General features: G+C 48.2%; 28 protein-coding genes. 26 read left to right on the top strand and 2 right to left on the bottom strand.

The genetic code is table 11. The features are described 5' to 3' along the window. Positions 1 to 11 precede the first annotated feature (11 nt). On the top strand, positions 12 to 407 hold the full coding sequence (locus QZT80_RS04660; RefSeq protein ID WP_295118364.1) for a hypothetical protein: 396 nt from the start codon (positions 12 to 14) through the stop codon (positions 405 to 407). Between the two features lie 119 nt (positions 408 to 526). On the opposite strand, the gene QZT80_RS04655 is transcribed toward QZT80_RS04660, so the two are convergent. Together QZT80_RS04655 and glmM are read right to left on the bottom strand one after the other, a co-directional pair. Further along, positions 527 to 1654 carry a cysteine desulfurase family protein gene (locus tag QZT80_RS04655; protein WP_295118361.1) on the bottom strand — a complete coding sequence of 376 codons (1128 nt, stop codon included), beginning with the start codon at positions 1652 to 1654 and terminating at the stop codon, positions 527 to 529. A 275-nt stretch (positions 1655 to 1929) separates the two neighbouring features. Further along, on the bottom strand, positions 1930 to 3315 hold the full coding sequence (gene glmM / locus QZT80_RS04650) for a phosphoglucosamine mutase (RefSeq protein WP_295118359.1): 1386 nt from the start codon (positions 3313 to 3315) through the stop codon (positions 1930 to 1932). A 151-nt stretch (positions 3316 to 3466) separates the two neighbouring features. Between glmM and QZT80_RS04645 the strand changes: the two genes are divergently transcribed. The 25 genes from QZT80_RS04645 (at position 3467) to QZT80_RS04525 (ending at position 25969) form a co-directional block, all read left to right on the top strand. Continuing rightward, positions 3467 to 5485, top strand: a complete 2019-nt coding sequence (locus QZT80_RS04645; protein WP_295118357.1) for an LTA synthase family protein — start codon at positions 3467 to 3469, stop codon at positions 5483 to 5485. Continuing rightward, positions 5482 to 6264, top strand: a complete 783-nt coding sequence (locus QZT80_RS04640) for a class I SAM-dependent methyltransferase (protein WP_295118354.1) — start codon at positions 5482 to 5484, stop codon at positions 6262 to 6264. The genes QZT80_RS04645 and QZT80_RS04640 overlap by 4 nt, the downstream gene beginning before the upstream one ends. 1 nt (position 6265) lies before the next feature. Beyond that, on the top strand, positions 6266 to 6859 hold the full coding sequence (locus tag QZT80_RS04635) for a phosphatase PAP2 family protein (protein ID WP_295118351.1): 594 nt from the start codon (positions 6266 to 6268) through the stop codon (positions 6857 to 6859). Further along, a complete protein-coding gene (locus QZT80_RS04630; RefSeq protein WP_295118348.1) occupies positions 6856 to 7587 on the top strand; it encodes a ZIP family metal transporter in 732 nt (243 codons plus the stop codon). Before QZT80_RS04635 ends, QZT80_RS04630 begins: the two co-directional genes overlap by 4 nt. 23 nt (positions 7588 to 7610) lie before the next feature. After that, entirely contained in the window at positions 7611 to 8906 is a 1296-nt protein-coding gene (locus QZT80_RS04625) for a hemolysin family protein (RefSeq protein WP_295118345.1), read from the top strand. Positions 8907 to 9086: 180 nt separating this feature from the next. Beyond that, positions 9087 to 10622, top strand: coding sequence for a histidine ammonia-lyase (gene hutH / locus QZT80_RS04620; RefSeq protein WP_295118342.1), 1536 nt, complete (start codon positions 9087 to 9089; stop codon positions 10620 to 10622). Between the two features lie 82 nt (positions 10623 to 10704). After that, positions 10705 to 11433, top strand: coding sequence for a 3-oxoacyl-ACP reductase FabG (fabG, locus tag QZT80_RS04615; RefSeq protein WP_295118339.1), 729 nt, complete (start codon positions 10705 to 10707; stop codon positions 11431 to 11433). A 130-nt stretch (positions 11434 to 11563) separates the two neighbouring features. Next, positions 11564 to 12784 (top strand): beta-ketoacyl synthase, encoded by a 1221-nt coding sequence (locus QZT80_RS04610; RefSeq protein WP_295118337.1) that lies wholly within the window; start codon positions 11564 to 11566, stop codon positions 12782 to 12784. A gap of 99 nt (positions 12785 to 12883) precedes the next feature. Next, positions 12884 to 13141, top strand: a complete 258-nt coding sequence (locus QZT80_RS04605) for a phosphopantetheine-binding protein (protein ID WP_295118334.1) — start codon at positions 12884 to 12886, stop codon at positions 13139 to 13141. After that, on the top strand, positions 13141 to 14052 hold the full coding sequence (locus QZT80_RS04600) for a lipid A biosynthesis acyltransferase (RefSeq protein WP_295118331.1): 912 nt from the start codon (positions 13141 to 13143) through the stop codon (positions 14050 to 14052). The genes QZT80_RS04605 and QZT80_RS04600 overlap by 1 nt, the downstream gene beginning before the upstream one ends. 102 nt (positions 14053 to 14154) lie before the next feature. Further along, positions 14155 to 14583 carry a 3-hydroxyacyl-ACP dehydratase gene (locus QZT80_RS04595; protein ID WP_295118328.1) on the top strand — a complete coding sequence of 143 codons (429 nt, stop codon included), beginning with the start codon at positions 14155 to 14157 and terminating at the stop codon, positions 14581 to 14583. 5 nt (positions 14584 to 14588) lie between these two features. Next, positions 14589 to 15242: a hypothetical protein gene (locus QZT80_RS04590; RefSeq protein ID WP_295118325.1), complete on the top strand. Its 654-nt coding sequence runs from the start codon at positions 14589 to 14591 to the stop codon at positions 15240 to 15242. A gap of 26 nt (positions 15243 to 15268) precedes the next feature. Then, a complete protein-coding gene (locus tag QZT80_RS04585) occupies positions 15269 to 15694 on the top strand; it encodes a thioesterase family protein (protein ID WP_295118322.1) in 426 nt (141 codons plus the stop codon). An 8-nt stretch (positions 15695 to 15702) separates the two neighbouring features. Then, positions 15703 to 16860 carry a beta-ketoacyl synthase N-terminal-like domain-containing protein gene (locus tag QZT80_RS04580; protein WP_295118319.1) on the top strand — a complete coding sequence of 386 codons (1158 nt, stop codon included), beginning with the start codon at positions 15703 to 15705 and terminating at the stop codon, positions 16858 to 16860. Between the two features lie 50 nt (positions 16861 to 16910). Continuing rightward, positions 16911 to 17981: a methyltransferase gene (locus QZT80_RS04575; RefSeq protein ID WP_295118316.1), complete on the top strand. Its 1071-nt coding sequence runs from the start codon at positions 16911 to 16913 to the stop codon at positions 17979 to 17981. Positions 17982 to 18016: 35 nt separating this feature from the next. Further along, entirely contained in the window at positions 18017 to 19270 is a 1254-nt protein-coding gene (locus QZT80_RS04570; protein WP_295118313.1) for an NAD(P)/FAD-dependent oxidoreductase, read from the top strand. Then, the gene (locus QZT80_RS04565) at positions 19257 to 19865 is read left to right on the top strand and encodes a hypothetical protein (RefSeq protein WP_295118311.1); all 609 of its coding nucleotides are present in this window, start codon (positions 19257 to 19259) and stop codon (positions 19863 to 19865) included. Before QZT80_RS04570 ends, QZT80_RS04565 begins: the two co-directional genes overlap by 14 nt. Positions 19866 to 19872: 7 nt before the next feature. Then, entirely contained in the window at positions 19873 to 20130 is a 258-nt protein-coding gene (locus QZT80_RS04560; protein WP_295118308.1) for a phosphopantetheine-binding protein, read from the top strand. Further along, on the top strand, positions 20130 to 21326 hold the full coding sequence (locus QZT80_RS04555) for a beta-ketoacyl synthase (protein WP_295118305.1): 1197 nt from the start codon (positions 20130 to 20132) through the stop codon (positions 21324 to 21326). The genes QZT80_RS04560 and QZT80_RS04555 overlap by 1 nt, the downstream gene beginning before the upstream one ends. A 5-nt stretch (positions 21327 to 21331) precedes the next feature. Then, on the top strand, positions 21332 to 22378 hold the full coding sequence (locus tag QZT80_RS04550; RefSeq protein WP_295118302.1) for a beta-ketoacyl synthase N-terminal-like domain-containing protein: 1047 nt from the start codon (positions 21332 to 21334) through the stop codon (positions 22376 to 22378). Next, positions 22372 to 23148, top strand: coding sequence for a polysaccharide deacetylase family protein (locus QZT80_RS04545; RefSeq protein ID WP_295118299.1), 777 nt, complete (start codon positions 22372 to 22374; stop codon positions 23146 to 23148). Before QZT80_RS04550 ends, QZT80_RS04545 begins: the two co-directional genes overlap by 7 nt. Further along, the gene (locus QZT80_RS04540) at positions 23141 to 23773 is read left to right on the top strand and encodes an outer membrane lipoprotein carrier protein LolA (protein ID WP_295118296.1); all 633 of its coding nucleotides are present in this window, start codon (positions 23141 to 23143) and stop codon (positions 23771 to 23773) included. Before QZT80_RS04545 ends, QZT80_RS04540 begins: the two co-directional genes overlap by 8 nt. After that, positions 23751 to 24374, top strand: coding sequence for a hypothetical protein (locus tag QZT80_RS04535; protein ID WP_295118293.1), 624 nt, complete (start codon positions 23751 to 23753; stop codon positions 24372 to 24374). Before QZT80_RS04540 ends, QZT80_RS04535 begins: the two co-directional genes overlap by 23 nt. Further along, a complete protein-coding gene (locus QZT80_RS04530; protein WP_295118290.1) occupies positions 24374 to 24748 on the top strand; it encodes a 3-hydroxyacyl-ACP dehydratase in 375 nt (124 codons plus the stop codon). Before QZT80_RS04535 ends, QZT80_RS04530 begins: the two co-directional genes overlap by 1 nt. Positions 24749 to 24763: 15 nt before the next feature. Further along, a complete protein-coding gene (locus tag QZT80_RS04525; protein ID WP_295118288.1) occupies positions 24764 to 25969 on the top strand; it encodes a DUF2062 domain-containing protein in 1206 nt (401 codons plus the stop codon). Positions 25970 to 25976 lie beyond the last annotated feature (7 nt).

Here is a 25976-nt window from a genome sequence, read left to right as displayed (position 1 = left end):
CAATTTCGCTTATGTCAGAAACACATATGTTACAGGAGATTCTAACAAAGGTAGTGGCGATGGATAATCGATTTATGGCTTTGGAACACAAGATGGATACGAAGTTCAAAGTACTGGAAGGCAAAATGGACAGCAAGTTTAGGGACGTTGATCGCAAGTTCGAGGTGATGGCCAACAGGTTCGATTTGTCTGATCGCAAATTGGAAGAGATGGGGCCTAAGTTTGAGATCATCGGGCGCAGATTCGATTCAACAGATCACCAACTGGAGGTCATCGATCACAGGTTCGATAATACTGACAGAGGATTGGAGGAAATTCGCGAACGATTAAACGTGATCGAAACCAAAGTCGACCAGGTAAACAAATGGATCCCTTTAGAAAACACCGACCTGATTCCGGTACACTAACATTTCCTTACCCCTTATACCCCCGCAAAACAGTTGAGCCTTGCCAGGTAATGGCAAGGTTTTTTAAAACAGGAAAGCCGCCCCTCGGGACGGCTTTCTTTATATTTTCGAGGAAAGAACTACATCAGCTCCTTCAGTTTCGCTATCACTTTATCTACTTCCTCTTTTGTATTCTGTTTAGAGAAAGAGAACCTCACCGCGATCTTATTAGGATCGTTGTTGATCCCCCTGATTACGTGAGAACCTGCGTCGGCACCGGAAGTGCAGGCACTGCCGCCCGAAGCGCAAATACCGTTAATGTCCATGTTAAACAGGATCATCTCGGTTTTCTCTGATTTAGGGAAAGCTGCGTTGAGTACCGTGTACAGGCTGCGGCCAAACAGGTCGCCGTTGAACGTAACGCCGGGAATGTGTTGCTGCAGCTGCTCAGCCATGTACATACGGATGCTGTTAATGTACGTGCTGTGTTCTTCGTGGTGCGTAGTAGCCAGTTCCAGTGCTTTGGCAAAACCAACAATGCCATACAGGTTTTCGGTACCTGCGCGCATGTTACGTTCCTGCGAACCGCCATGGATAAACGGATCGATTTTAACATTCTCGTTGATATAGAGGATGCCAACACCTTTAGGTCCGTGGAATTTGTGGCCGGCGCCGTTAATGAAGTGTACCGGTGTGTTGCGGAGGTCGAACGGGTAGTGACCAACGGTTTGCACGGTATCAGAGTGGAAAATGGCGTTAAACTCGTTGCAGAGGTGGCCAACGGCATGAATATCCAGCAGGTTGCCGATTTCGTTGTTGGCGTGCATCAGGGTAACCAGGCAGCGTTCTTCCGAATTGGCGAGCAGGCTGCGGAGGTCGTCCATATCTACGTGCCCGTTAGGCAGCAGTTTAACGTGGGAGAGCTTAATGCCTTCTTTGCAGTGCAGGTGATCTGTAGCGTGCAGGGTGGCATGGTGCTCAATGGGAGAGGTGATAATGTGGCGGCAGCCGAGGTTGTGAACGGCCGCAGAAATAGCAGTGTTGCTGCTTTCGGTACCCCCGGAGGTAAAAAAGATCTCTCCCGGGTGCGCGTTAAGGATCTTAGCCACGCTTTTACGCGCAGTTTCAATACCCAGTTTAGATTCGCGTCCGTAAGAGTAGATGGAGGAAGGGTTCCCGAACTTTTCTGTCATGTACGGCAGCATCACGTCCAATACCTCTTTATCCAGCGGAGTGGTAGCTGCGTTGTCAAAATAAATTCTTTCCAAGGTGGTGGTGGTTTTTGATATAAATTATAATGGCGCTCCTTAAAGCGAAGCAAATTTCCCAAAAAAAGGGGAGAATGTAAAACGGAAAAAGGAACAACGGTAGGGAAATGGGGAGATGGGGGAGGCAGGCGGCAGCAATTCTATTGGGCCGCCGTTGTGTCACTCCCTTCAACGGTAGTAAGCAGGCGGAACAAAATGATATTATCCTGACAAAAAAATACCGGCCCGGAATAAGATCCGGGCCGGTACACATCAAATATTTTCTCAAACAGGCCTTAGAGCATGAACTCCCTGATGTCCTGCATAATACGCTTGGCGATATTATCGGCGGTAGTTTCGTTCTGGCTCTCGGAATAGATGCGGATGATCGGCTCGGTGTTAGATGTGCGCAAATGCACCCAGTCTTTGTCGAACTCGATTTTCAGTCCATCTTCCGTATTGATAGGCTGGTTTTTGTACTTGCCTTTAATTTTTTCGAAGATCGTTTTCACGTCGATGCCCTTGTCCAGCTCTATTTTATTCTTAGAAATGAAATAGTCGGGGTAAGAGTTACGGATCGCCTTCATGTTTTTCTGCAGCGTAGCCATGTGGCTAAGGAACAGGCCAATACCGATAAGGGCGTCGCGGCCGTAGTGGAAGTCGGGAACAATGATGCCGCCGTTGCCTTCGCCGCCGATCACCGCGTTCACTTCTTTCATTTTACGTACCACGTTCACTTCACCTACTGCAGAAGGGTAGTAAGCACCGCCATGTTTGAGGGTTACGTCCTTTAGGGCCTGGGTAGAAGAGAGGTTACTAACGGTGTTACCTTTCCTGTGTTTCAGGATATAATCGGCTACCGCTACCAGGGTATACTCTTCGCCAAACATGCCACCGTCTTCACAAACGAAGCAGAGGCGGTCTACGTCAGGATCTACAGCTATACCGAAATCCGCTTTGGATTTGTCTACCTCGTTAGAGAGCGCGGTCAGGTTTTCAGGCAGTGGCTCAGGGTTGTGGCTGAATTTGCCATTTACTTCGCCGAACAGTACGATCACATCGTCTACACCCAGTGCTTTCAGCAGGGCGGGAACGAAAATAGCGCCTGTAGAGTTTACCGCATCTACCACGATCTTAAAGTTGCGTGCTTTAATAGCGGCAACGTCCACCAGCGGGTAGTTAACTACCGCGTCGATGTGTTTCTGAAGGTAAGTGTCGTCAGTTTTATAGGTACCGAGCTTGTTTACGTCAGCGAAAACAAAGTCTTCGTTAGCTGCAATTTCAAGCAGGGTAGCGCCATCTTCCCCTGAAATGAACTCGCCTGCGCTGTTCAGCAGCTTCAGGGCGTTCCATTCTTTAGGGTTGTGGCTGGCAGTGAGGATGATACCACCCGCTGCCTGTTCCATGGTAACGGCAATTTCCACGGTAGGGGTGGTGGAAAGACCCAGGTCTACCACATCTATACCCAATCCGATGAGGGTGGAGGAAACGAGGTTTGTCACCATTTCCCCGGAAATACGTCCATCCCGGCCGATTACCACTTTTTTGTTTTCACTGTTCTGACGGAGCAACCAGGTACCATAGGCCGCAGTGAATTTCACCACATCCAGGGGTGAAAGTCCCTCGCCCGGTTTACCGCCAATTGTTCCGCGAATGCCAGAGATAGATTTGATCAGTGCCAAATTTGTTGGATTTTTTTAGGAAGGCAAAGATAAACAAAACGCCATCAGAAAACCTAGAATTGATTAGCAGGTATTTAGCAACCCCGCCATGGTGTGCATTTTTCGCATATATTTGCAGCTTAGCTAAAAAATAAACAGCTCAACTATTAAAATGAAGGACATTTGGCTCCGCATTCCCAGGTACATCCGCTATATCATTGTTCAGTCGTTGACATTGTTCCTGTTCCTGGTCCTTTTTAGGGTTATTTTCTACTTCTTTTTCTTCAAACCTGCCGTTGCTGCCACTTCTTCCGTTGCCAAAGCCTGGTACCTGGGCCTGAAGTTCGATTTACGCCTGGCGCTGGTTATTATGGCCCCCCTGGCCCTCATTGCCGTAATGGCCCGTAACCACCTGTTTGCCAACCGTATATTAAAGCGCATCAACTTTATCTATCTTTTCCTGGTGTACCTGCTGCTCATCTTCTTTTACGCCATCGACCTGGGCCATTATGCTTACCTGGGCCTGCGCGTCGATCCCTCTATCACGCGTTTCCTGGCTTCCGGCGAAAAAGCCGATAATGCCAGGATGGTTTGGCAGAGTTATCCTGTAATTAAAGGAACGATTGGTATTATTATATTAATGGCCTGTGTTATTTTCCTGTACCGCCGCATATTTTATTATCATGCCGGGCAGGAAGGCCGCCAAACCCGCAGTGGCGCTCTGGTTGCCTGGATCTTAAGTATGATATTACTTTTCGCCGCGGGTATTTACGGCAACTTCGCATGGTTCCCCCTCCGCTGGAGCCAGGCCATGTTCACCCGCGATAATGGTATTACCAGCCTGGCCCTCAACCCGGTACTGTACTTTTTTTCCAACTTCAGTTCCCACGACGATACGTACGACCTGGAAAAAACACGCCGGGTGTATCCTTATATGGCCGATTACCTGCGTATACAGCAGCCCGACAGTCTGAAACTCAACTTCGTACGCAACATTCCGGCTGATAGCAGTAAACCCAGGCTTAACGTAATTATAGTGATGATGGAGTCCACAGGCGCTTCCATCACCAGCATGTTCAATAACCCCATGATGCCTACGCCTAACTTACAGGCCGTGGCCGACAGCGGGATACTTTTCGAGAACTTCTACATCCCGGTAATGAGTACGGCGCGTTCGGTGTTCGGTATTACCACCGGTTTGCCAGACGTATGTAATAATAAAACCGCCTCCCGCCACCCTAATATCGTGGATCAGCGGGTGATTATGGACCAGTTTACGGGGTATGAGAAGTACTACCTGCTGGGTGGCAATACCAACTGGGCCAACATCCGGGCGGTGTTTACCAATAATGTGGAGGGCATCAGGATTTTCGAGGAAGGTTATTTCAAATCACCCAAGGCCGATGTTTGGGGCGTATCCGATTACGACCTTATCACCGAGTCCAGCGCGATATTTAAGGCGGCTAACGACCGCAAACAACCGTTCATAGCCTTTCTCCAGACGGCTGATAATCACGAACCCTTTACCACCACGCCTGGTGCGGGCGACTTCAAACGTGTAACCGAGAAAGATATAGACATGGCCAAATTCAAACAATCCGGCTTTTTGTCTGTAGATCAGTTTAACGGTATCCGTTACCTGGACTATAATATCGGGCACCTGATGAAGAAAGCGAAGGAAGATGGGTATCTTGAAAATACCGTATTCCTGTTTTTCGGTGATCATAACATCAAGCTCAACCCTTACCACTTTATGGAAAAGCCCGAAGTGGAAATGGCGACAGGTGGCCACCATGTGCCGCTGATCATTTATAATCCCGGCCATGTTGCCCCGGAACGTATTAAAGCAGTGGGCAGCCTGGTAGATGTGTACCCTACAGTGGCCTCGCTGGTGGGTATGCCCGTAAAAAACTACACATTAGGCGAAAACCTGCTGGATAGCAGCCGTCATGACCGGTACGCCTTTATGGTATATAATAAAAACCTCCAGCCTTATCACGCCCTCATCGGAGAACGTTATCTTTATGAGATAAATCCGGAAACTGGCGAAACCGCCTTATTCGATTTGTCGGCCGATCCGCTGAAAGATGTGAAAAAGGAGAATGTGGACACTGCAAGGAAAATGGATAACTTAACGCGCGGCTTTTACGAAAGCACACGATATTTGATGTTTAATAATAAAAAGGGGTGATAGCATTCGAGGAGGAGCTGCCCCCCGTTATGGATATGGAAGCAGCAAAGCATTGGTTTAAAGACTGGTTCAATTCACCTTACTATCACCTGTTGTATAACAACCGGGATGAAAAGGAAGCCGCTTCGTTTATCGACAAGCTGCTGGGATACTTACGCCCTGTGCCCGACGCGCTAATGCTCGACGTGGCCTGTGGCCGCGGCAGGCATGCAAAATACCTGGCCGACAAGGGATATACCGTAACCGGGATCGACCTTTCAGAAGAAAGTATTGTAATAGCCCGCAAGCTGGAAAACGACCACCTGAGTTTTTACCAGCACGATATGCGCCTGCCTTTCGTGATCAATTACTTCGACGTGGCCTTTAACTTTTTCACCAGCTTTGGTTATTTCGACACCCAGCGCGAAAACGATAATGCGCTGCGCACCATCAAAAACGCCCTTAAACCCGGCGGCCGGCTGGTGCTCGATTACCTGAACAGCCATTACGTGGCCAGTCACCTGGTAGCCAGCGAAGTGAAAGAGAAGGACGAGGTAGTATTTGATATTCACCGCGAAATGCAGGATAAAAAATTTCTCAAAGAGATTAATATACTGGATAAGAAACGGCTGCTGCGCCTGTCGTTTACCGAGAGCGTAAACGCCTTTAGCAAAGCAGATTTTGAAGTGATGTTTGCCCGGCAGGGTTTACAGATCAACGATATATTCGGGGATTACCACTTTAACCCGTTTCATGAGCAACACTCGACCAGGTTGATCATTGTTGCCACAAAACAATAATATGGAAAGCCTTTTAAGATTCGACCTCCGGCTCTTTTTTAATATCAATGGTCAGTGGACCAGTCCTTTCCTGGACGCGATACTGCCATGGCTGCGGGAGCCCTATGTATGGGCACCGCTGTACCTGTTCCTGATTGTGTTTGCCGTTTACAACTTTGGCTGGAAAGGATTTTTCTGGATCGTGTTTTTTATCGTGTCGTTCGCCATCGCCGATCAAACCAGTGGGTTTCTTAAATCAGCGGTAGGTCGCCTGCGGCCGTTTAACGATCCGGTACTTTCGCCGTACGTAAGGGTGTTGGTGGGTTATTATCCACGCAGCGGCAGTTTTACATCATCCCATGCCGCCAACCACTTTGCGCTGGCTACTTTTTGCTTTATCACGCTTAGAGGGGTATTTCGCGGGTATGCCTGGCTGTTCTTTTTCTGGGCAGCCATTATCTGTTATTCGCAGGTATACGTAGGCGTACACTTTCCGCTGGATATTGTGGGCGGCGCGGTGCTGGGCATGATGATAGGCATTTTAAGCGGCGGATTTTTCCAGCGCAGAATAAGGCTGGAACCCGATCCGGAACCTGAACAGGAGCAGACAACATGAACTGGATATATTTAATACTCATTTTGATCGCAACAGTGTTTGGCGGCATGATACCCATGCTGGTACGCAACCTGCGTCCTAACCTGCCCATTTACATGCTGGCGTTTACGGGCGCCTTCCTGTTCGGCATCACCATCATGCACCTGCTGCCCGAAGTGTACCACGAGCTGGGTCATGAGGCGGGCATTTACATTGTGCTGGGCTTTTTCCTGCAGGTAGCGCTGCAACAGTTATCGCATGGCATGGAACATGGTCATACCCATTTGCCGTCGGGCGATCATCACCATGTTGCTATTTTCCCGCTGCTGGTCGGTTTGTCGCTGCACGCATTTATGGAAGGTATTCCACTGGGATTCAATTATACCGATCAGTCGGCCCTGCCTTCGCTGATGATGGGGGTGATGGCGCATAAAGTGCCGGAAGCCCTGACCCTTATTACGGTAATGATGCATGCGCATCAGCCCAGGGCTAAACTTTGGCGGATACTGATCATATTTGCCTGTGTAACACCGGTTTCCGCAATACTGGCGGCTCAGCTGGGCAGTCATTTTCAGGTGGTTACAAAGTCCTTAATTTATATGGTGGCGCTGGTAGTGGGTGCCTTCCTGCATATTTCCACTACCATATTTTACGAGAGTGGCACCAAACACCATGAACTGAGCAAAAGAAAGGTGGTAGCTATTACATTTGGGTTATTACTCGCATTTCTTACGCTAATATTTGAATAATTCTTTATTTTTAGGCTTGTATTATGGAAGTCGTCATTATCCTCGTCCTCATTTTGTTGAATGGAATATTCTCTATGTCGGAGATAGCACTGGTTTCTGCGCGCAAGGCCAGGCTCGAAAACGCGGCAAACAAAGGGGACGAAAAAGCTAGAGCAGCTCTAAAACTCGCAAATAACCCGGATACATTCCTATCCACGGTCCAGATTGGCATTACGCTCATCGGTATCTTAACCGGTTTGTACTCCGGTGAAAAACTGAAGGCAGACGTTCAGGCCTTTGTGTTCAACAACATTCCCTCTCTTCAGGCTTACAGCAGCGCCATCGCTACTTCGGTAATCGTGATCATCATCACCTACCTGTCGTTAGTGTTGGGCGAACTGGTGCCTAAACGAATCGGATTGGCCCGCCCCGAAGCCATCGCCAAGGCGATGGCCCAGCCCATGAATTTCCTTTCCCGCGTTACCTTTCCCTTTATATGGCTGCTCAGTAAATCGAGCAACGTACTGGTAAAGTTCTTTAACCTGAAAACTGCCAGTAGCGACAGCCTGGTAACGGAGGAGGAAATTAAGGCCATCATTAACGAGGGCACTAATTCGGGCGCGATCGAAGAAACAGAGCAGGAAATTATAGAACGTGTGTTTCACCTCGGCGACCGTAACATTACCTCGCTGATGTCGCACCGTACGGATATTATCTGGCTCGATATCGAAGAACCGGCGGAGAGTTATCAACTGAAGATTAAATCCAGCCCGCATTCTATTTACCCCGTTTGTCATGGGCAAATAGACAGCGTGAAGGGCCTCATCAATATTAAGGACCTGTATGCCGCCGGTAAAGGCGCGCAGTTGAAGGATGTGATGAAGAAACCCCTCTTTATCCCCGATAACAACTCTGCTTACCAGGTACTCGAAAAGTTCAAGGAAACCCAGATACACGCCGCTTTCATTGTAGACGAGTATGGTACTTTCCTCGGGATGATCACCCTTAACGACATCCTGGAAGCAATTGTGGGCGACATGCCCGAAACCGGCCAGGACGATTACACGATGCTGCGCCGTGAAGACGGCTCGTACCTCGTGGATGCACAAATTCCGTTCTACGACTTCCTCAGTGAGTTTGATAAAGAAGACTGGATGGCGGAATTTGAGCAGGAATTTGATACGCTTGCAGGTTTCATCCTCCATCACCTTGAACATATTCCGCATACCGGCGAAAAGTTCGAGTGGCGCAAGTTTACGTTCGAGATAGTAGATATGGATGCGCACCGGATAGATAAAATACTGGTTCACATACCTGCAGAAACAGAAGACGAAGACTAACTATAATGCAATTGTGTTGCCATGCATAACTAACCTCTGCTGTGTAGAATCTGCTGTACTTCAGTGGATTGACGTAGTGCGTGCCCCGGAAAATATTTTTAAGCCAGGTGCTGGGATAAAGCCGGCTTTATACTAATTTTGATCACTTTTTTACATAATCAAATAATTTAATTTAAGATAATGGTTGTAATAGGAAGTAAGCTGCTTTCTCTAAACGAGGTGCAGCAGGTGTTGTCAGGAGCGGAGGTGAAACTGGACGCTGCTGCGGTAGCGAACGTGAAGGCAAACTTCGAATTTCTGAAAACATTTTCCGCTAAGAAGCTGATCTACGGTATTAATACCGGTTTTGGTCCTATGGCCCAGTACCGCATCAGCGATGAGGATACGCACCAGCTCCAGTACAATCTTATCCGCAGTCACAGTTCCGGCGCCGGCAAAATTTTGCCCCCACTGGTTACCAAAGGTTTAATGATTGCCCGCCTCAGCAGCTTTATGCAGGGCTTTTCCGGCATTCACCCCGAGGTGGTAGAACTGCTGAGAGATATGATTAACCACAATATCTACCCTTGTGTATACGAACATGGCGGTGTAGGCGCTTCCGGCGACCTTGTACAGCTCGCGCATCTGGCGCACACGCTCATAGGCGAAGGGGAAGTGGTGTATGAAGATAAAATTCAGTTATCGGCCGACGTATTTGCCAAACTGGGCCTCAAACCCATCCAGGTGCATGTGCGCGAAGGTTTGGCGGTAATTAACGGTACTTCCGCTATGACAGGCGTTAGCCTGGTGAACATCCTGTACGCCAAACAGCTATTGGCCTGGAGTACAGTTCTTTCTGCCATTATTAATGAAGTAGTGGAAGCGTTCGACGATCACCTGAGTGCCGAACTCAACGCCGTTAAGAAACACGTGGGACAGAACAAAGTGGCCGAAATCATGCGTAACGTGCTGAAAGGCAGCAAAATGGTACGTCACCGTCCGGATCACCTGTACAAAGAACTGGAAGAAGAGATATTTAAAGATAAGGTGCAGGAGTACTACTCCCTGCGTTGTGTTCCACAGGTACTGGGCCCGGTTTACGATACCCTGGTACATGCCGAGCGCGTAGTAGTGGAGGAGTTGAACTCCGTGAGCGACAACCCGGTTGTAGATCATCACCAGCAGAACGTTTTCCATGGCGGTAACTTCCATGGCGACTACATTTCCCTGGAAATGGACAAGGTGAAGATCGCGATCACCAAACTGAGCATGCTTTCGGAGCGCCAGTTGAATTACCTGATGAACGATAAGCTGAACCATAAGTTCCCGCCGTTCATGAACCTGGGCAAACTGGGCTTCAACTTCGGTATGCAGGGCGTACAGTTTACCGCTACCTCTACTGTTGCCGAAAACCAGACCCTTTCGTTCCCGATGAGCGTACACAGCATCCCCAACAATAATGATAACCAGGATATTGTGAGCATGGGCTGTAACTCGGCGATGATGGCTAACCGTGTGATAGAGAACACTTTTGAAGTACTGTCGGTACAGATGATGACCCTTTTACAGGCCATTGACTACCTGAATTGCCAGGAAAGACTGTCGCCGGCATCACACAAGATATATCAGGAGGTAAGGGCAATTTTCCCTAAATTTATTGATGATGCGCCAAGGTTTAATGATGTGAAGAACATAAAGGCATACCTGATGGCAACGGAACCTGTCCATATTTTTTAAATAGAGCATTTTAGCTGGAAGGGGTGGGCCGAAAGGCTGCTCCGGGAAGAATGGGCGTTATAAAACCAATAAACATTACACGATGAAGTGTGCATTAGTTACAGGAGGGTCCAGGGGTATTGGCAGAGCGGTTTGCATCAAGATGGCAGAATTAGGATACCATGTGGTGATTAATTATAAAGGAAACAAAGCGGCCGCCAACGAAACACTGGAAGCGGTGCGTGCCAAAGGCAGCGATGGCGAATTGCTGCAGTTTAATGTAGGCGATGCCGAAGAAGTGCAGCGCGTACTTGGAGGCTGGGTAGAAGGTAATAAAGAGAAATATATTGAAGTACTGGTAAACAATGCCGGTGTTCGTGAGGATGTGCTGATGTTCTGGATGAACGTGGACCAGTGGCGTAATGTACTGGGTCCCAGCCTTGACGGTTTTTATTATGTAACCAAGCAGGTGCTGAACGGCATGCTGCTTAAACGTTACGGCCGTATTATCAACATGGTTTCTTTGTCGGGCCTTAAAGGAACACCCGGCCAGGTAAACTATTCCGCTGCCAAAGCCGGTATCATTGGTGCTACCAAAGCCCTGGCCCAGGAAGTGGCCAAGCGGGGTATTACCGTTAATGCGGTAGCTCCCGGTTTTATCCGTACGGATATGACGGCCGAGCTGAATGAGAAGGAACTGTCGGCGCAGGTGCCTATGAGCAGGTTTGGTACCCCCGAGGAAGTAGCCGAAGCAGTGGCCTTCTTCGCTTCCAAAGGCGCCTCCTACATTACAGGCGAGGTGCTCTCCATAAACGGGGGGCTGTATTCGTAAGCGTGTAGTGTATTACGTTACCTATAACTTTGGTGAAAATAAATCAGCTCTTTTGTAACGGCCCGGCTTTTGCATTTACAAGGCCGGTAAAATTACGAAGGGGCTTTGCGCCTTTTAACAACTGGTGATTATGAATAGAGTCGTGATTACAGGCCTCGGTGTGTATTCCTGTATCGGGAAGAACCAGGAGGAAGTGAAAGATTCATTATATCAAGGCCGCTCCGGTATCATTTACGACCCGGCGCGGAAAGACTTTGGCTACAGGTCGGCACTCACCGGCTTTGTTGAACGTCCTGATCTTAAGGGCGTTTTGGACCGTCGTGCCAGGATGATGATGCCGGAGCAGGCGGAATTTGCCTATGTTTCTACCCGCGAGGCGCTGGCCCAGGCCGGCCTCGACCAGGATTACATCGAGCAGCGGGAGGTGGGGATATTGTTTGGCAACGACAGTTCTTCCAAACCCATCGTAGAAGCTACTGATATTATGCGCGAAAAGCGCGACACCATGCTCGTAGGTTCCGGTTCTGTGTTCCAGACTATGAACTCTACGGTAAATATGAACCTCGCCACTATCTTCCGGTTAAAAGGTATCAACTTCAGTGTGAGTGCTGCCTGCGCCAGCGGCTCGCATGCTATTGGACTGGGTTATATGTTTATTAAAAATGGTATGCAGGATACCGTGGTGTGCGGTGGTGCCCAGGAAATCAATATTTACTCCATGGGTAACTTTGACGCGATTGCAGCTTTTTCCGTTCGCGAAGGCGACCCGGCTAAGGCGTCGAGGCCATTTGACCGCGATCGTGACGGGCTGGTGCCCAGTGGCGGAGCGGCGACGGTAATCCTCGAAAGCCTGGAATCGGCACAACGCCGTGGGGCGAAGATATTGGGAGAGGTGCTTGGTTACGGATTTTCTTCCAATGGTGCCCATATTTCCAACCCCAGTGTAGACGGGCCGGTACGCTCCCTTGAAATTTCGTTGAAAGATGCGGGTTTACAACCGCATGATATCCAATATATTAACGCACATGCTACCTCCACCGTTGCCGGCGATGCCAGCGAAGCCCGGGCACTACACCAGGTGTTCGGCGAAAGCCGGCCACCCATCAGTTCCACTAAGTCGATGACCGGCCACGAGTGCTGGATGGCAGGGGCTAGCGAGATTGTGTACTCAATGATCATGATGGAACAGGGTTTTATTGCCCCAAACATCAATTTTGAGAACCCGGATGAGGATTCTGCCAGGTTAAACCTCGTTACCAGTACTATTAATAAGAATTTTAATATATTTTTGTCCAATTCCTTTGGCTTCGGTGGAACTAATTCCTCCCTGGTAATCAGGAAGTGGGATTGAGTTATTCTTATTAATTTTGCAGCAAGATGCACCTTCCGGCATGAAAATGACCGGAGTATTGTTTAACTCTTTCAACCTATATCTGGAACTAAAATAATTATGGAAGTTAACGAGATCATAACGAGGACGAACGCATTCCTGGTAGAGGAATTTGAAGTGGCACCCGGTAATATTACTCCCGGGGCGAACCTGAAAGCGACATTGGAGCTGGACAGCCTGGATTATATCGACCTGGTGGTAGTAATCGAGAATAATTTTGGATTTAAGGTAAAGCCCGAGGATTTTGCGGGTATAGTAACCTTCCAGGATTTTTATGATTATGTAATTGCTCGTTTGAATCAAAAAGCGCTCGTGTAATGCCTTCATGGCAAGGTAAATCCAAGGGAAACAAACTGGGCTATAGCATATTTGTTTACGTGTTGCGATATGGAGGTGGCGTGCGTGCAGCATATGTAGTCCTTTATATAGCTGCCGCGTATTATTTTTTATTCTCCCATAGCTCGTCCCGGGCTATTCTCAAATATTTTAATACGAAAATCGGATATGGAAGGTGGCGTAGCTTACGTTGCCTGTATTCCAATTATTACGTGTTCGGCCAAACCCTGATCGACAAAGTAGTGGTAATGGCCGGTATTCCCAATCCCTTTACGTTCGAATTTGACGGTGAACAGCACCTGCATGATATGGTGGCCGGCGGTAAGGGCGGTATATTACTCAGTGCCCACCTGGGTAACTGGGAAGTGGCCGGGCACCTGTTTACCCGCCTGAAAACCAAAATCAACATCGTAATGTTCGACGGGGAGCATGAGCAGGTGAAAAGTTACCTTTCCTCTATAACCGGCGAACGGGTGGTGAACGTCATTGTGCTTAAAAACGATCTTTCCCATATTTACGCCATCGCCGATGCACTAAACAAGCAGGAGCTGGTGTGTATGCATGCCGACAGGTTTATGCCCGGCAATAAAACCGTGCAGGTACCTTTCCTGGGCGAAGAGGCCCTTTTCCCCATGGGGCCCTTCCAGTTGGCCAGTACCTTCAAAGTGCCAGTTTCCCTGGTATTTGCGTTCAAAGAAACGTCTACCCATTATCACCTTTACGCCACCCCACCCCGCGAATATCATGGAAAGCGAAGGGAGGGCATACAGGAAGCCATACACGATTTTGCCACTACTATGGAAGAAAAAGTGAAGCAATATCCTGTGCAATGGTTTAATTATTACGACTTCTGGGACAAATCCTCAGCCACCCCCACTGGCGATAAAGCCTGAAACTTCCTTAAATTGCAGGATAGCCAACTATAATCATCGTATAAACTTTAGAAAAAGGAGTCTTACATTTGCGCGTGCGGTTTTAAAACATAACTGTTTACGATGTTAGTTACTAAAGAAGAGATTACCCAATACATTCCTCAGCGTCCTCCCATCGTAATGGTGCATAGGCTGTTGCGTGCGGATGATAAGGAACTGCGTACCGGTTTTGACGTGGAGCCCGACAATCTTTTTGTAGATAATGGCGTTCTTATGCCTCCCGGGTTGGTAGAAAACATCGCCCAGTCGGCTGCTGTAAGGGTGGGGTACCTGGCCAAACAGAACAACGAGCCAGTGCCTATCGGTTATATTGGCGGCATCAGCCACCTGGAAGTATTGGAATTACCGGCCGCCGGCACACAGATAGAAACCCTTATCTCCATCGAAAGAGAGGTAATGGGTGCCACTATTGCCAAAGGCAGCGTGTTCCAGGACGGACGCCTGCTGGCCGAATGTGAAATGAAAATCTTTGTCCCTCAAAATAAAGACTGATAAATATGAAACTCAAACAAGTACTTTTCGCAGCATTTGCTACAGTGGTGCTGGGCTTTAATGCTAACGCACAATCAACGGCTAAAGATCTGTTTAACTCTGACAAACAGGTAACTTACTTTGGTATCGACTTTACACAGTTCCGCCTTATCGGCGACGAAGCAGCTAACCAGGATGATATTGTGGACAAACAATTGCCCGCCATCAACGACCTGGTTGTAAATGAACCTAAAAAATTCAAGCTCGCTGAAGCTTTCAAGAAAAGCCGTATCGATACAGACCTGGAAGAATCGCATGCAAAAAACCGTAAGATCAATGCAGACAAGATCAAATCTTCCAAATCTGCTGATTTTCACCGCCTGAAACCAGAAGACGTTGCAGCGGTGGTAAAAGGTTACAACTTCGGCGACTACAAAGGTCTGGGCATCCTCTTCGTTTGCGAAGCCTTCAGCAAAACCGAGAAATCTGCATCTTACTATGTAACAATAGTAGACCTGGCCTCTAAAAAAGTACTGTTTACCGAGCGTTTAACCGGTGAAGTTGGTCGTTTCGGCGGTTTCGGTTTCCGTAATTACTGGGCTGGCCCGGTAAAAGAGATCATCGAAGACATCGATAAAAAACAATACAAAACCTGGAGAGCCAAATACAGCGGCGAGTAATTTTTAAAATAGTAGGGAAACATTTCATGCAAGCAGTATTGAGTGACCGAGCAGAGATCCTGGTAAAATTTAATGAGGCCGACCCGCTCGGCATTGTGTGGCATGGCCACTACGTACGTTATTTTGAAGACGGGAGGGAAGCTTTCGGGAACAAATATGGTTTACGCTACCTGGATATTTACAAACAGGGGTACACCGTGCCGGTAGTAAGCGTGGAATGCAACTATAAAAAATCACTCCGTTACGGCGACAGTGTGATCGTGGAAACACGCTACATAAACACTGCGGCCGCAAAAATCAGGTTTGAATATACTTTATACAACGCAGCTACCAGGGATATAGTAGCTACAGGATCTACCGTACAGGTATTTCTGGATAAGGACCAGGCCCAGTTGCAATTGGTAGCCCCGGAGTTTTTCCAGTCGTGGAAACAACAACATGGGGTAATATAATCTGTTGAATGATGAAAGACGTTTTTGTAGCAGCAGATAATATTATTTCTCCTTTGGGAAACACCACGGCGGCCAACTACGAGGCTGTTCGCCGTGGCGACAGCGCTATCCGTAAGCACAACGATCCATCCCTGGCGGCTGCGTCTTTTTACGGCGCAGTCATTACGGCCGAACAAATGAGTGACTTACCGGGCAGCCGGAACGTGAGCGGTGAAACGTACACGAAGTTCGAGCAACTGGCCATTCTTTCCATTAAAGATGCGCTGGCGCAAACAACAATAGCGGCGGGAGATGCGCGAACCGGGTTTGTACTCTCTACCACTAAAGGAAATATAGAATTGATTGGTGATAATGCGGCTACACCTTCCGCGCTGCAGCTTTACCCTGCTGCGCAGAAGATAGCCGCCTTTTTTGGTCATACCAATAAGCCCGTCGTTATCAGTAACGCCTGTATTTCAGGGTTGCTGGCCATGATCATCGGGCAGCGTATGATACGCTCAGGCCAGTACGATCATGTGATCGTTACCGGGGCCGACGTATTTACGCAATTTGTGCTATCGGGCTTTCAGTCATTTTTGGCGGTAAGCAGCGAGCCATGTAAACCTTTTGACGCCGAACGTAACGGTATTACATTAGGAGAGGCAGTGGCCACGGTAATATTAACGGCCGATCGTTCTAAAGCACCCAAAGCGGCCATTAAATTGGGCGAAGGTGTTTCGAGTAACGATGCCAACCACATTTCCGGGCCTTCCCGTACGGGCGAGGAGTTGGGAGCTGCGGTGGTAAAGGCCATCAAAAATAGCGGACTTACAACTGAAGATATAGGGTTTGTATCGGCGCATGGCACCGCCACGCTGTACAACGACGAAATGGAAGCAAAAGCATTTAACTACGCCGGTTTACAGGATACGCCGTTAAATAGTCTTAAAGGTTATTACGGGCATACACTGGGCGCGGCCGGACTGGTAGAAGCGATTATCGGGATGCGTTCGCTGAACGATAACCTGGTTATACCTACGAAGGGATACAGCGAACATGGCGTGCCTCTGCCGCTGAATGTTTGCTCGGGAAGTCCGCTGGCGCGTGAGATGCAATATTTTGTAAAAACCACCTCGGGCTTTGGCGGCTGTAACGCGGCCATGGTGTTTGGTAAAAACAATAGTTAAAAGATAGGTACCCCGGTAATTATTTACACTTAAATCAGAGAAACAACAGCATGCAATTCTTTAACAAGGAAACGAAAACAGCTTTGCAGGCCAAGGAAGCCGCCCTGTGGATAGCGTTTGCACCCGTAGTATTTCAGGCAGCCAAAGCGCTCCGCGACCTGGGTATACTCAAAGCCATCTCCGAAAACGGGATGAAAGGCGTAACCATTGAAGAGATCATCGAAAAAACAGGGCTGACCCGTTACGGCGTTCGCGTGTTGGTAGAAGCAGGCCTGGGTATGGAAATGCTGATTATCAACGAAGAAAAGAAGTACGTACTTACCAAAACCGGTCACTTTATCGAGCATGATTACCTGACCCGTATCAATATGGACTTTAGTAACGATATCTGTTACAAAGGTATGTTCCACCTCCAGGAAGCTATTACAGAAGGCAAACCGGCAGGTTTGAAAGAACTAGGCCCCTGGGAAACCATTTATGAAGGTCTTACCATTCTGCCGCCAAAAGAAGGCGCCAGTTGGTACAACTTCGACCACTATTACTCCGATCTCGCCTTTCCACAGGTATTACCGATAGTATTCCAGGATAAACCGCTGAAGCTGCTGGACATTGGCGGCAACACCGGTAAATTTACCATGGCCTGCTTCGCGCACGACCCCGAAGTGAAGATCACCATCTTCGATTTGCCCGGCCAGGTTGCCCGTGCCACTAAAAATATTACAGAAGCAGGTTACATCGACCGCGTTTCATTCCATGTAAATAACATTCTGGACGAAAGCATTCCGTTCCCTACCGGATTCGACGTAATTTGGATGAGCCAGTTCCTCGACTGCTTCTCTGAAGACGAAATCACCTCGATCCTCAGTCGCTGTCGTGAGGCGCTTACCGACGATGGTAGTGTTTACATATTAGAGCCTTTCTGGGACAAACAGGTGTTTAAATCAGCCGCGTTCTGCCTCCAGCAAACTTCCCTGTATTTCACGGCGATGGCCAACGGCAACAGCCAGATGTATTTTTCAGAAGTGTTTTACGAATGTGTGAAAAAGGCAGGATTGCAGATCGTAAACGAAAATCATAGTATGGGCCTTAGTTACACGTTGCTCCAATGTAAAAAAGCATAACTCAAACTCAACCTATAACAACCAATTAACCCTTTATGCAAACAGAAAAAGTGGACGTATTAGTGATAGGTGCCGGGCCTGCGGGAACGGTAGCTGCATCTATCATACACCAGGCAGGTTATACCGTTAAAATTGTGGAGAAGCAGAAGTTCCCGCGTTTTGTGATCGGTGAAAGTCTTTTGCCGAGATGTATGGAGGCGCTCACCGAAGCTAAATTCGTGGAGGCGCTCGAAAAAAGAGACTTCCAGAAGAAGTACGGCGCTAAGTTTGTAAAGGGCGATGCGATTTGTGACTTCACTTTCGAGAACCAGTATACAGATGGCTGGAAGTGGACCTGGCAGGTGCCCCGCGCCGATTTTGATACCACACTGGCCGATACCGTGCAGGAAATGGGGGTGCCGGTAGAATATGAAACAACCGTTACAGCCATCCGTTTTAATGGCTCCGATTCTGTAACAACAGTGGAAGACATCAACGGAAATAAAAAAGAGATTGAAGCCCGTTTTATTGTAGACGGCAGCGGTTACGGCCGGGTAATACCCAAGCTGTTTAACCTCGAAAAAGAATCTGTACTGCAGCCGCGTAAAGCGCTGTTTGCACATACGGTTGATAAAAAGCGGTACATGGATGCAGAACCTAACCGTATTACCGCCGTGGTACACAAAAAAGGCACCTGGATATGGATCATTCCATTCTCCACCGGTGTTACGTCGCTGGGTTTTGTAAGTGAGCCTGATTTCTTCGAAGGATTTGAAGGTAACAATGAAGAAAAGTACCGCGCCATGCTGGAAGCGGAACCTTTTACCAGGGAACGTTTCCGCGATGTAGAACTGGTTTTTGAACCGAGGATACTGGAATCCTGGTCGGCTACTACCGATAAGTTTTATGGCGAAGGATATGTGCTGACAGGCAATGTCACCGAGTTCCTGGACCCGATATTTTCTTCCGGCGTAACTTTGGCTACCGTTTCCAGCCAGACGGCGGCGAAACTGGTGATCAGGAAGCTGAAAGGTGAAGCGGTAGATTGGGAGAAAGAATATATGGAGCCTACCATGCAGGGCGTGAACGTATTCCGTTCGTACGTAATGGCATGGTACGAGGGCACACTGGATACCATCTTCTTCCGTAAAGACCCGGATGAAACGATTAAACGGCAAATCTGTTCGGTACTGGCGGGTTATGTATGGGATACAACGAACCCCTATGTAGCCAAACACGATACACTGCCGAAACGTTTGGCCAGGATGATTGGTGTGACGGATAAAATGCAGGACCTTGACGTTAAATAAACTGAACGCATATACTATTATCAGACCTTTCCATGTAATTAAAAACGGAGAGGTGCTGGTAGATGAACAATCTGCAGGTTTGCAGGAGTTCCTCCGTAGTTTGTACGACCGCTTCGCCGGCCAGTACCAGAAGTTCCATAAAATGGACCTGCTGAGCAAACTGGGTTGGATGGCGGCGGAAGTGCTGCTACAGGATATGCCGATGGATAAATACCCGCAGGAAGATACAGCACTGGTGTTTGCGAACCGCAGCGCAAGTCTGGATACCGACGAAAGGTATTACGACACCGTGCAGGACATTGCCAGTCCTGCTTTGTTCGTGTATACCCTGCCCAACATAGTAACCGGCGAAATCAGCATACGGCATAAGTTTAAAGGAGAGAATGCCTTTTTTGTATCGGAACAGTTCGATATCCCTTTTATGACCGCTTATGTGCAACAGCTGTTGGATACAAACGCCGCACAGGCCTGTATCTGTGGCTGGATAGAACAATACCACGAGGACTTTGAAGCAGTCTTGTTTTTAGTGGAAAAAGAGGGGAGAGGGGCGGCATTACCGTTTACCGCCGGGCAAATAGAAAAATTGTATCAATAAAATAAAGATGGAAAAGTTGATGGCAGATCTGAAAGCCCAGATCATCGAGCAATTGAATTTACAGGAAGTAAAACCGGAAGACATCGGCGACGATCAGCCGCTGTTCAAAGACGGCCTGGGGCTCGATTCCATTGATGCGCTGGAACTGATCGTTTTAATGCAGCAGCACTACAACATTCGTATGGCCAACCCTGACGACGGACCGAAGATTTTTCAGTCTATACGCACGATGGCCGAATTTATCACCGCTAATCAAAAAGCATAATGAGCGGTAAGGTGCTGGTAGCAGGCGGCGGCGTAATATGCGGCATAGGCCTCCACCTGGACGCCTGCCTGGGATCGTTTGCCAGTATGCGTCCGGGCATGGCCCCGATGCAATACCTGCGCTCTGTTCACAAGGATACTTTTCCCGTAGCTGAAGTAAAAGCTGATAACGATACACTGGCGCAGATGGCCGGTTTGCCGAAACATACCAGTCGCACCGCCCTGTTAAGCATGATCGCCGCCAAAGCTGCATGGGAAAGCACCGGGCTCGGTTATCTTACCAATTACCGCGCTGGTTTTATTTCCGCCAACACCGTTGGTGGTATGGATAAAACGGAAGACTTCATGAACGAGTTTCTTCCGGATAATGCCAAAGGACATTTGCGCGGTGTGGTGAACCATGAATGTGGTGCCGTAACAGAACTGGTGGCCGATGCGTTGGGTGTGAAACATCATGTATCCACTATCTCCACCGCCTGTTCCTCTGCTGCCAATGCATTAATGTACGGCTCGCGCCTGATCAAAAACGGTATTGTAGATGTGGTGATAGCCGGTGGCACCGATGCGCTTACTCGTTTTACCCTCAACGGTTTTAATACCTTAATGATATTGGACCAGCAGAAATGCCGGCCCTTCGACGATACCCGTACCGGCCTTAATCTTGGCGAAGGTGCGGGTTACGTGGTATTAGTATCGGAAGCCGTGGCGGCAAAGTTGCCAAACGGCGCCTGGTGCAGTTTAAGTGGTTATGCCAACGCGAACGATGCTTATCATCAAACAGCTTCTTCGCCTGAGGGTACAGGTAATTACCTGGCCATGAAGGGTGCGTTGGAGATGAGTGGTGTGGCGGCCTCGGAGGTGGCGTACATTAACCTGCATGGCACCGGTACGCAAAACAATGACGTGTCGGAAGGTACAGCGATCGTGAAACTGTTCGGACAGGATGTTCCGCCGGCAAGTTCCACCAAATCGTTTACCGGGCACACGCTGGGGGCAAGCGGTGGCATAGAAGCGGTGTTTAGCGCGCTGGCGGTAAAAGAAGGAATTATTTATCCGAATGCGCAGTTTACTACACGTATGAAGGAACTGCCTTTTTCGCCTGTCACAACTTTTAGTACCGGTAATGATCTGCCGCATGTAATGTCCAACTCGTTTGGCTTTGGCGGTAACTGTTCGAGTGTAATTTTTTCAAGATAATAGGAATGAAAGCATACATACAAGGAGCTGGTTGTATATCTCCGCAGGAAACTGCGGCTGGTGGCCCGTTCCTGGAAAGTGTGAAGTCGTACGAAGGTAACCGCCTGGCAGTAGCCGACCCCGATTACAAACAGTGGATCGATATTAAAATGATCCGCCGTATGAGCCGGGTAATTAAGATGGGCGTAGGTGCTTCACAGCTTAGCTTACAGGATGCCGGCATTACCATGCCCGATGCCATTATCACCGGCACCGCTTACGGCTGCCTGGCCGATACCAGCGTGTTCCTAAATAAAATGGTGACACAGCAGGAGGAAATGCTTACACCTACTGCGTTTATACAAAGCACACATAATACAGTAGCGGGCCAGATAGCACTGATGCTGGGTTGCCACGCTTACAACAATACGTTCGTACACCGCGCTTTTTCATTCGAGAACGCGCTGCTCGACAGTATGATGATATTACAGGAAGGTAACGCCAAACATATACTCACTGGCGGCCTCGATGAAATTACCGATCACAGTCATACCATACTTTCACGCTTCGGTTTGTTCCGCAACAGTATTAGCAACAGTGCTGACTTGTTACAAACGCCGGGCGAGGGTACTATTAATGGGGAAGGGTCGGCTTTTTTCGTATTAAGTTCGGAAAAGGGAAATGCAGTAACCGAAATGCAAACACCGGCTACACTTTATAAACCTTCGGGGGCTGTCGAAACAGCGGTCTTTATAAAAGAATATTTAGGAGATGTGATGCCGGATGTAGTCATATCCGGGCGTAGCGGCAATGCGGACGAAGATATGGTGATGGGTGCGCTGGAACGTAAGTTGTTCCCCGGAAAGGCGATTGCAGGGTTTAAACACCTGAGCGGTGAATATCCTACTGCATCGGCATTTGCTACCTGGCTAGGGCATAACATCATTCGCACACAGCAGGTACCGGAAGCGGTGTTGTTAAGCGGTACGGCCCCATCTGCTATTAAAAATGTATTAATCATTAACCAGTACCAGGGCACGCACTATTCGCTGCTGCTCTTAAAGGCATGCTAAAGTTCAATACCATACGCATTTTGTTTGCTGCGGCCTTTTGTATCGCCATGGTGGTGCATTTTATGGATGGTCCGGTACACTGGTGGGTATGGATGATGATGCTGGTATGCCTCACCGCTATACTAGCCTGGGGTGCTACCGATATTTCGCTTAGCTTTTTTACGCCGGTGCTTAATAAGGGGGTTACCCGGGATAAGGTGGTGGCTATATCGTTTGATGATGGACCGGCGGAAGCGTATACGCCTGAAATACTTGATATACTGCAGCAGCACCAGGTGCCTGCAGCTTTTTTTTGTATAGGATATCGTGCGGCCGAAAATCCGGAACTGTTGAAACGGCTGCATGCCGAAGGGCACGTAATCGGGAACCATAGCAATTCGCATCATTTCTGGTTCGATTTGTTTACGCCCGCCAAAATGTTGTACGACATGCGCCTGGCCGATGCGGCTATTGAAAACGCCATTGGTCTTCAGCCTAAATTATTTCGCCCGCCTTATGGCGTAACCAACCCGTCGCTGGCAAAAGCCATACGCCAGGGCGGTTATACCACGGTAGGCTGGAGCATACGCTCGCTGGACACGGTTTTGAAGAAAGAAGACGAACTGTTAAGGCGAGTGCTGTATAAGGTAAATCCGGGCGATGTTTTCCTGTTTCACGATACCTGCCGTATTACGGTACAGATATTGCCTGAATTGATTAAAACCCTGCGTGATAAAGGGTTTTCTATTGTCAGGATCGATAAAATGTTAAATATACCCGCATATGCGTAAATGGATATTTATTTGCTGCTGTTTGATGAATGTGATGGCCTTTGCGCAAAGTCCGGGCTTTAAACCTGTGGCTAACCCCGAACAGTTTAAACAACAGTTCTCGAAAACTTCGCAAAACACCAAAACGATCAAGAGCGATTTTGTGCAGGAGAAAAACCTGAGCATGCTCAGCGAAAAGATCACCAGTAAAGGAAAGTTCTGGTTCAAAAAAGAAGATAAGGTGAGAATGGAATACCAGCAGCCTTCCTATTATCTTGTGATCATTAACGGCAAAGACATTAAAACAAAAGACAGCCAGAAAGAGAACCGCATCTCGTCTAAATCGAGCAAGGTATTTCAGCAGGTGAGTAAAATAACGGCCGATTGTGTGCAGGGTAATGTGTTGAACAATCCCGACTTCAGCACAAAGGTGTTTGAGAACAACCAGTTTTATCAACTGGAAATGACACCGGTATCTAAAGTAATAAAAGAGTATTTTAAAAAGATAGTGTTGTGGGTAGATAAGAAAGATTACTCCGTAACAAAATTACAGATGCAGGAATCGGGCGGCGACGATACGGTAATGAGCTTTGTGAATAAAGAAGTGAACGTAAACATCGGCGATGAAGTATTTGCTGTTAAATAGTCTGCTCGTTATTGGCCTGTTGAGCGGCTGCACATCTGCCTACAAAGGTCTGCAGCGCACCACCGGCAATGCACATTGTGTGGAGCAGTTCCGCCCACAGTACAATGGCACCGTGATATACAATACGCAGGTAGATGTGTTGAGTAATCACTTCAGTGGTTTACTGCTTTTTAAAAAGATGGAAGACAGCAGCATGCGGATCGTGTTTACCAACGAGATGGGTTTTAAGTTCTTCGACTTTGGTTTTGATAGCAGCGGAGGTTTTACAAAGCACTACGTCATGGCGAAGATGGATAAAAAGGCCGTAGTAAAAACCCTACGTAAAGATTTTGAAATGCTGCTGATGCGATACGATTTTTCGAAAGCAGCAGTACTCGAACGTGAAGGGCAGCAATACGTGAAAGTACCATTGGATAAAGGTGCGGTGTATTACATCACTACAAAAGATTGCAGCGAATTGGTTAAAGTGGAGAATGGCTCGAAACGGAAACCGGTTGTAGATTTATGGATGAAGGACTACCATGAAGGCATTCCGGATTCGATAGACATAGCGCACCGCAAATTCAAATTTAATATCTCATCACAACGAGTTAAAAAATAATGTTAGCAGGAAAACTTTACACCGTAAAACAGCAGGAGCAAACAGGCGAAGTCGTTAATACCACTATCACCTGGAACGCCGCTCACCCCGTATTCGAAGGTCACTTTCCCGGGCAGCCGGTAGTGCCGGGTGTTTGTATGATGCAAACCGTACAGGAAATACTGGGCAGCGCGCTGAGTAAGGACGTGATGATCCGCAAGTCGGCCAACATGAAGTTCCTGAACATGATAGATCCGACGAAGCAGCCGGAAGTAGACGTGGAAATTAAGTATGTGCTGCAGGAAACAGAGGATATTAAAGTAACGGCCGTGATAAAAAGCGGTGAGGTAACGTTCCTGAAGTTCCAGGGACTTTTCAATGTTAAATCCGCCTGAGTAGTTAATCAGATAATGCAACAGCCACCTATATACGACGCCCGTTTTGAAGCTCACAACGCCTGTGTGCTCATCCCTACCTACAACAATGCCACCACCCTTGGTGAAGTTATCCGTTCCGTATTAACCTATACCCGTCACCTGGTAGTAGTAAGCGATGGCGCTACAGACGCTACCGCAAAAGTGCTGGAGGAATTCCCCCAGTTACAGGTAGTTGCTTACACGCCCAACCGTGGCAAAGGTTATGCGCTTCGCAAAGGTTTCCGTTACGCACTGCAACAGGGCTACCGGCATGTAATTACCATGGACTCCGATGGTCAGCACTTTGCAAGTGATCTGCCGGTTTTCCTGGATAAGCTGGACGAAGGCAACGATGCGCTGGTGATCGGCGCGCGTAACCTGCAACAGGAAAACATGCCCGGCAAAAACACCAATGCGAACAAGTTTTCCAACTTCTGGTTTTATGTGGAAACCGGTATTAAAGCGCCAGACACGCAAAGTGGTTTCCGCTTATACCCCGTGCATAAAATCGGCAACATACGTTCGGTGTGCAACAAGTATGAGTTTGAAGTGGACGTAATGGTGCGTGCGGCCTGGAGCGGGATTAAGGTGGAATGGACGCCGATCAAAGTATATTATCCGCCGAAAGGCGAGCGTATTACGCATTTCCGTCCTGTTATGGACATCACCCGTATTACTATTCTCAATACGGTATTGGTGCTAATCAGTTTCTTTTATATCAAACCACGCGATTTTATCCGTTATATACTGAAACGGGAAAATCGCCGGCAGTTCCTGGAAGATCATTTGCTGAACCGGGAGGAGTCGAACGCGAAAAAGGCCTTTTCCGTAGGATTTGGCGTGTTTATGGGCATTGTGCCGATATGGGGTTTCCAGATGTTGGTAGCGTTATTATTAGCCGCCTGGATGCGGTTAAATAAGGGATTGGTGATTATTGCGGCCAACATCAGTATTCCGCCAATGATCCCCTTCATCGTGTTCCTTAGTTTTTTGATGGGAAGAATTTGGGTAGGAGAGGATGCGACATTGCTTTTGTTTCACAAAGGCCTGTCGCTGGAGAATATAAAAATGAACCTGGTACAATACATCTATGGCAGCATTACGCTGGCCATTGTAGCGGGTGTTGTGAGTGGATTGTTTACCTGGGTACTGTTTGCCGTGTTCCGCAGGGGCGTGGCCAGGCAGGAGCAGGTAAAATAGCGGCTGT

It is taken from the genome of uncultured Chitinophaga sp., from assembly GCF_902168175.1.
In the GTDB taxonomy this organism is placed as follows: Bacteria; Bacteroidota; Bacteroidia; order Chitinophagales; family Chitinophagaceae; genus Chitinophaga.
This window is presented reverse-complemented; position numbering and strand designations above follow the sequence as displayed.

Bases quoted from the DNA above. Each gene is read 5' to 3' on its own strand.
- QZT80_RS04660 (WP_295118364.1), top strand. From the start codon at position 12: ATGTCAGAAACACATATGTTACAGGAGATTCTAACAAAGGTAGTGGCG.
- QZT80_RS04645 (WP_295118357.1), top strand. From the start codon at position 3,467: ATGAAGGACATTTGGCTCCGCATTCCCAGGTACATCCGCTATATCATT.
- QZT80_RS04635 (WP_295118351.1), top strand. From the start codon at position 6,266: ATGGAAAGCCTTTTAAGATTCGACCTCCGGCTCTTTTTTAATATCAAT.
- QZT80_RS04630 (WP_295118348.1), top strand. From the start codon at position 6,856: ATGAACTGGATATATTTAATACTCATTTTGATCGCAACAGTGTTTGGC.
- QZT80_RS04625 (WP_295118345.1), top strand. From the start codon at position 7,611: ATGGAAGTCGTCATTATCCTCGTCCTCATTTTGTTGAATGGAATATTC.
- hutH (WP_295118342.1), top strand. From the start codon at position 9,087: ATGGTTGTAATAGGAAGTAAGCTGCTTTCTCTAAACGAGGTGCAGCAG.
- fabG (WP_295118339.1), top strand. From the start codon at position 10,705: ATGAAGTGTGCATTAGTTACAGGAGGGTCCAGGGGTATTGGCAGAGCG.
- QZT80_RS04610 (WP_295118337.1), top strand. From the start codon at position 11,564: ATGAATAGAGTCGTGATTACAGGCCTCGGTGTGTATTCCTGTATCGGG.
- QZT80_RS04605 (WP_295118334.1), top strand. From the start codon at position 12,884: ATGGAAGTTAACGAGATCATAACGAGGACGAACGCATTCCTGGTAGAG.
- QZT80_RS04600 (WP_295118331.1), top strand. From the start codon at position 13,141: ATGCCTTCATGGCAAGGTAAATCCAAGGGAAACAAACTGGGCTATAGC.
- QZT80_RS04595 (WP_295118328.1), top strand. From the start codon at position 14,155: ATGTTAGTTACTAAAGAAGAGATTACCCAATACATTCCTCAGCGTCCT.
- QZT80_RS04590 (WP_295118325.1), top strand. From the start codon at position 14,589: ATGAAACTCAAACAAGTACTTTTCGCAGCATTTGCTACAGTGGTGCTG.
- QZT80_RS04585 (WP_295118322.1), top strand. From the start codon at position 15,269: ATGCAAGCAGTATTGAGTGACCGAGCAGAGATCCTGGTAAAATTTAAT.
- QZT80_RS04580 (WP_295118319.1), top strand. From the start codon at position 15,703: ATGATGAAAGACGTTTTTGTAGCAGCAGATAATATTATTTCTCCTTTG.
- QZT80_RS04575 (WP_295118316.1), top strand. From the start codon at position 16,911: ATGCAATTCTTTAACAAGGAAACGAAAACAGCTTTGCAGGCCAAGGAA.
- QZT80_RS04570 (WP_295118313.1), top strand. From the start codon at position 18,017: ATGCAAACAGAAAAAGTGGACGTATTAGTGATAGGTGCCGGGCCTGCG.
- QZT80_RS04560 (WP_295118308.1), top strand. From the start codon at position 19,873: ATGGAAAAGTTGATGGCAGATCTGAAAGCCCAGATCATCGAGCAATTG.
- QZT80_RS04555 (WP_295118305.1), top strand. From the start codon at position 20,130: ATGAGCGGTAAGGTGCTGGTAGCAGGCGGCGGCGTAATATGCGGCATA.
- QZT80_RS04550 (WP_295118302.1), top strand. From the start codon at position 21,332: ATGAAAGCATACATACAAGGAGCTGGTTGTATATCTCCGCAGGAAACT.
- QZT80_RS04545 (WP_295118299.1), top strand. From the start codon at position 22,372: ATGCTAAAGTTCAATACCATACGCATTTTGTTTGCTGCGGCCTTTTGT.
- QZT80_RS04540 (WP_295118296.1), top strand. From the start codon at position 23,141: ATGCGTAAATGGATATTTATTTGCTGCTGTTTGATGAATGTGATGGCC.
- QZT80_RS04535 (WP_295118293.1), top strand. From the start codon at position 23,751: ATGAAGTATTTGCTGTTAAATAGTCTGCTCGTTATTGGCCTGTTGAGC.
- QZT80_RS04530 (WP_295118290.1), top strand. From the start codon at position 24,374: ATGTTAGCAGGAAAACTTTACACCGTAAAACAGCAGGAGCAAACAGGC.
- QZT80_RS04525 (WP_295118288.1), top strand. From the start codon at position 24,764: ATGCAACAGCCACCTATATACGACGCCCGTTTTGAAGCTCACAACGCC.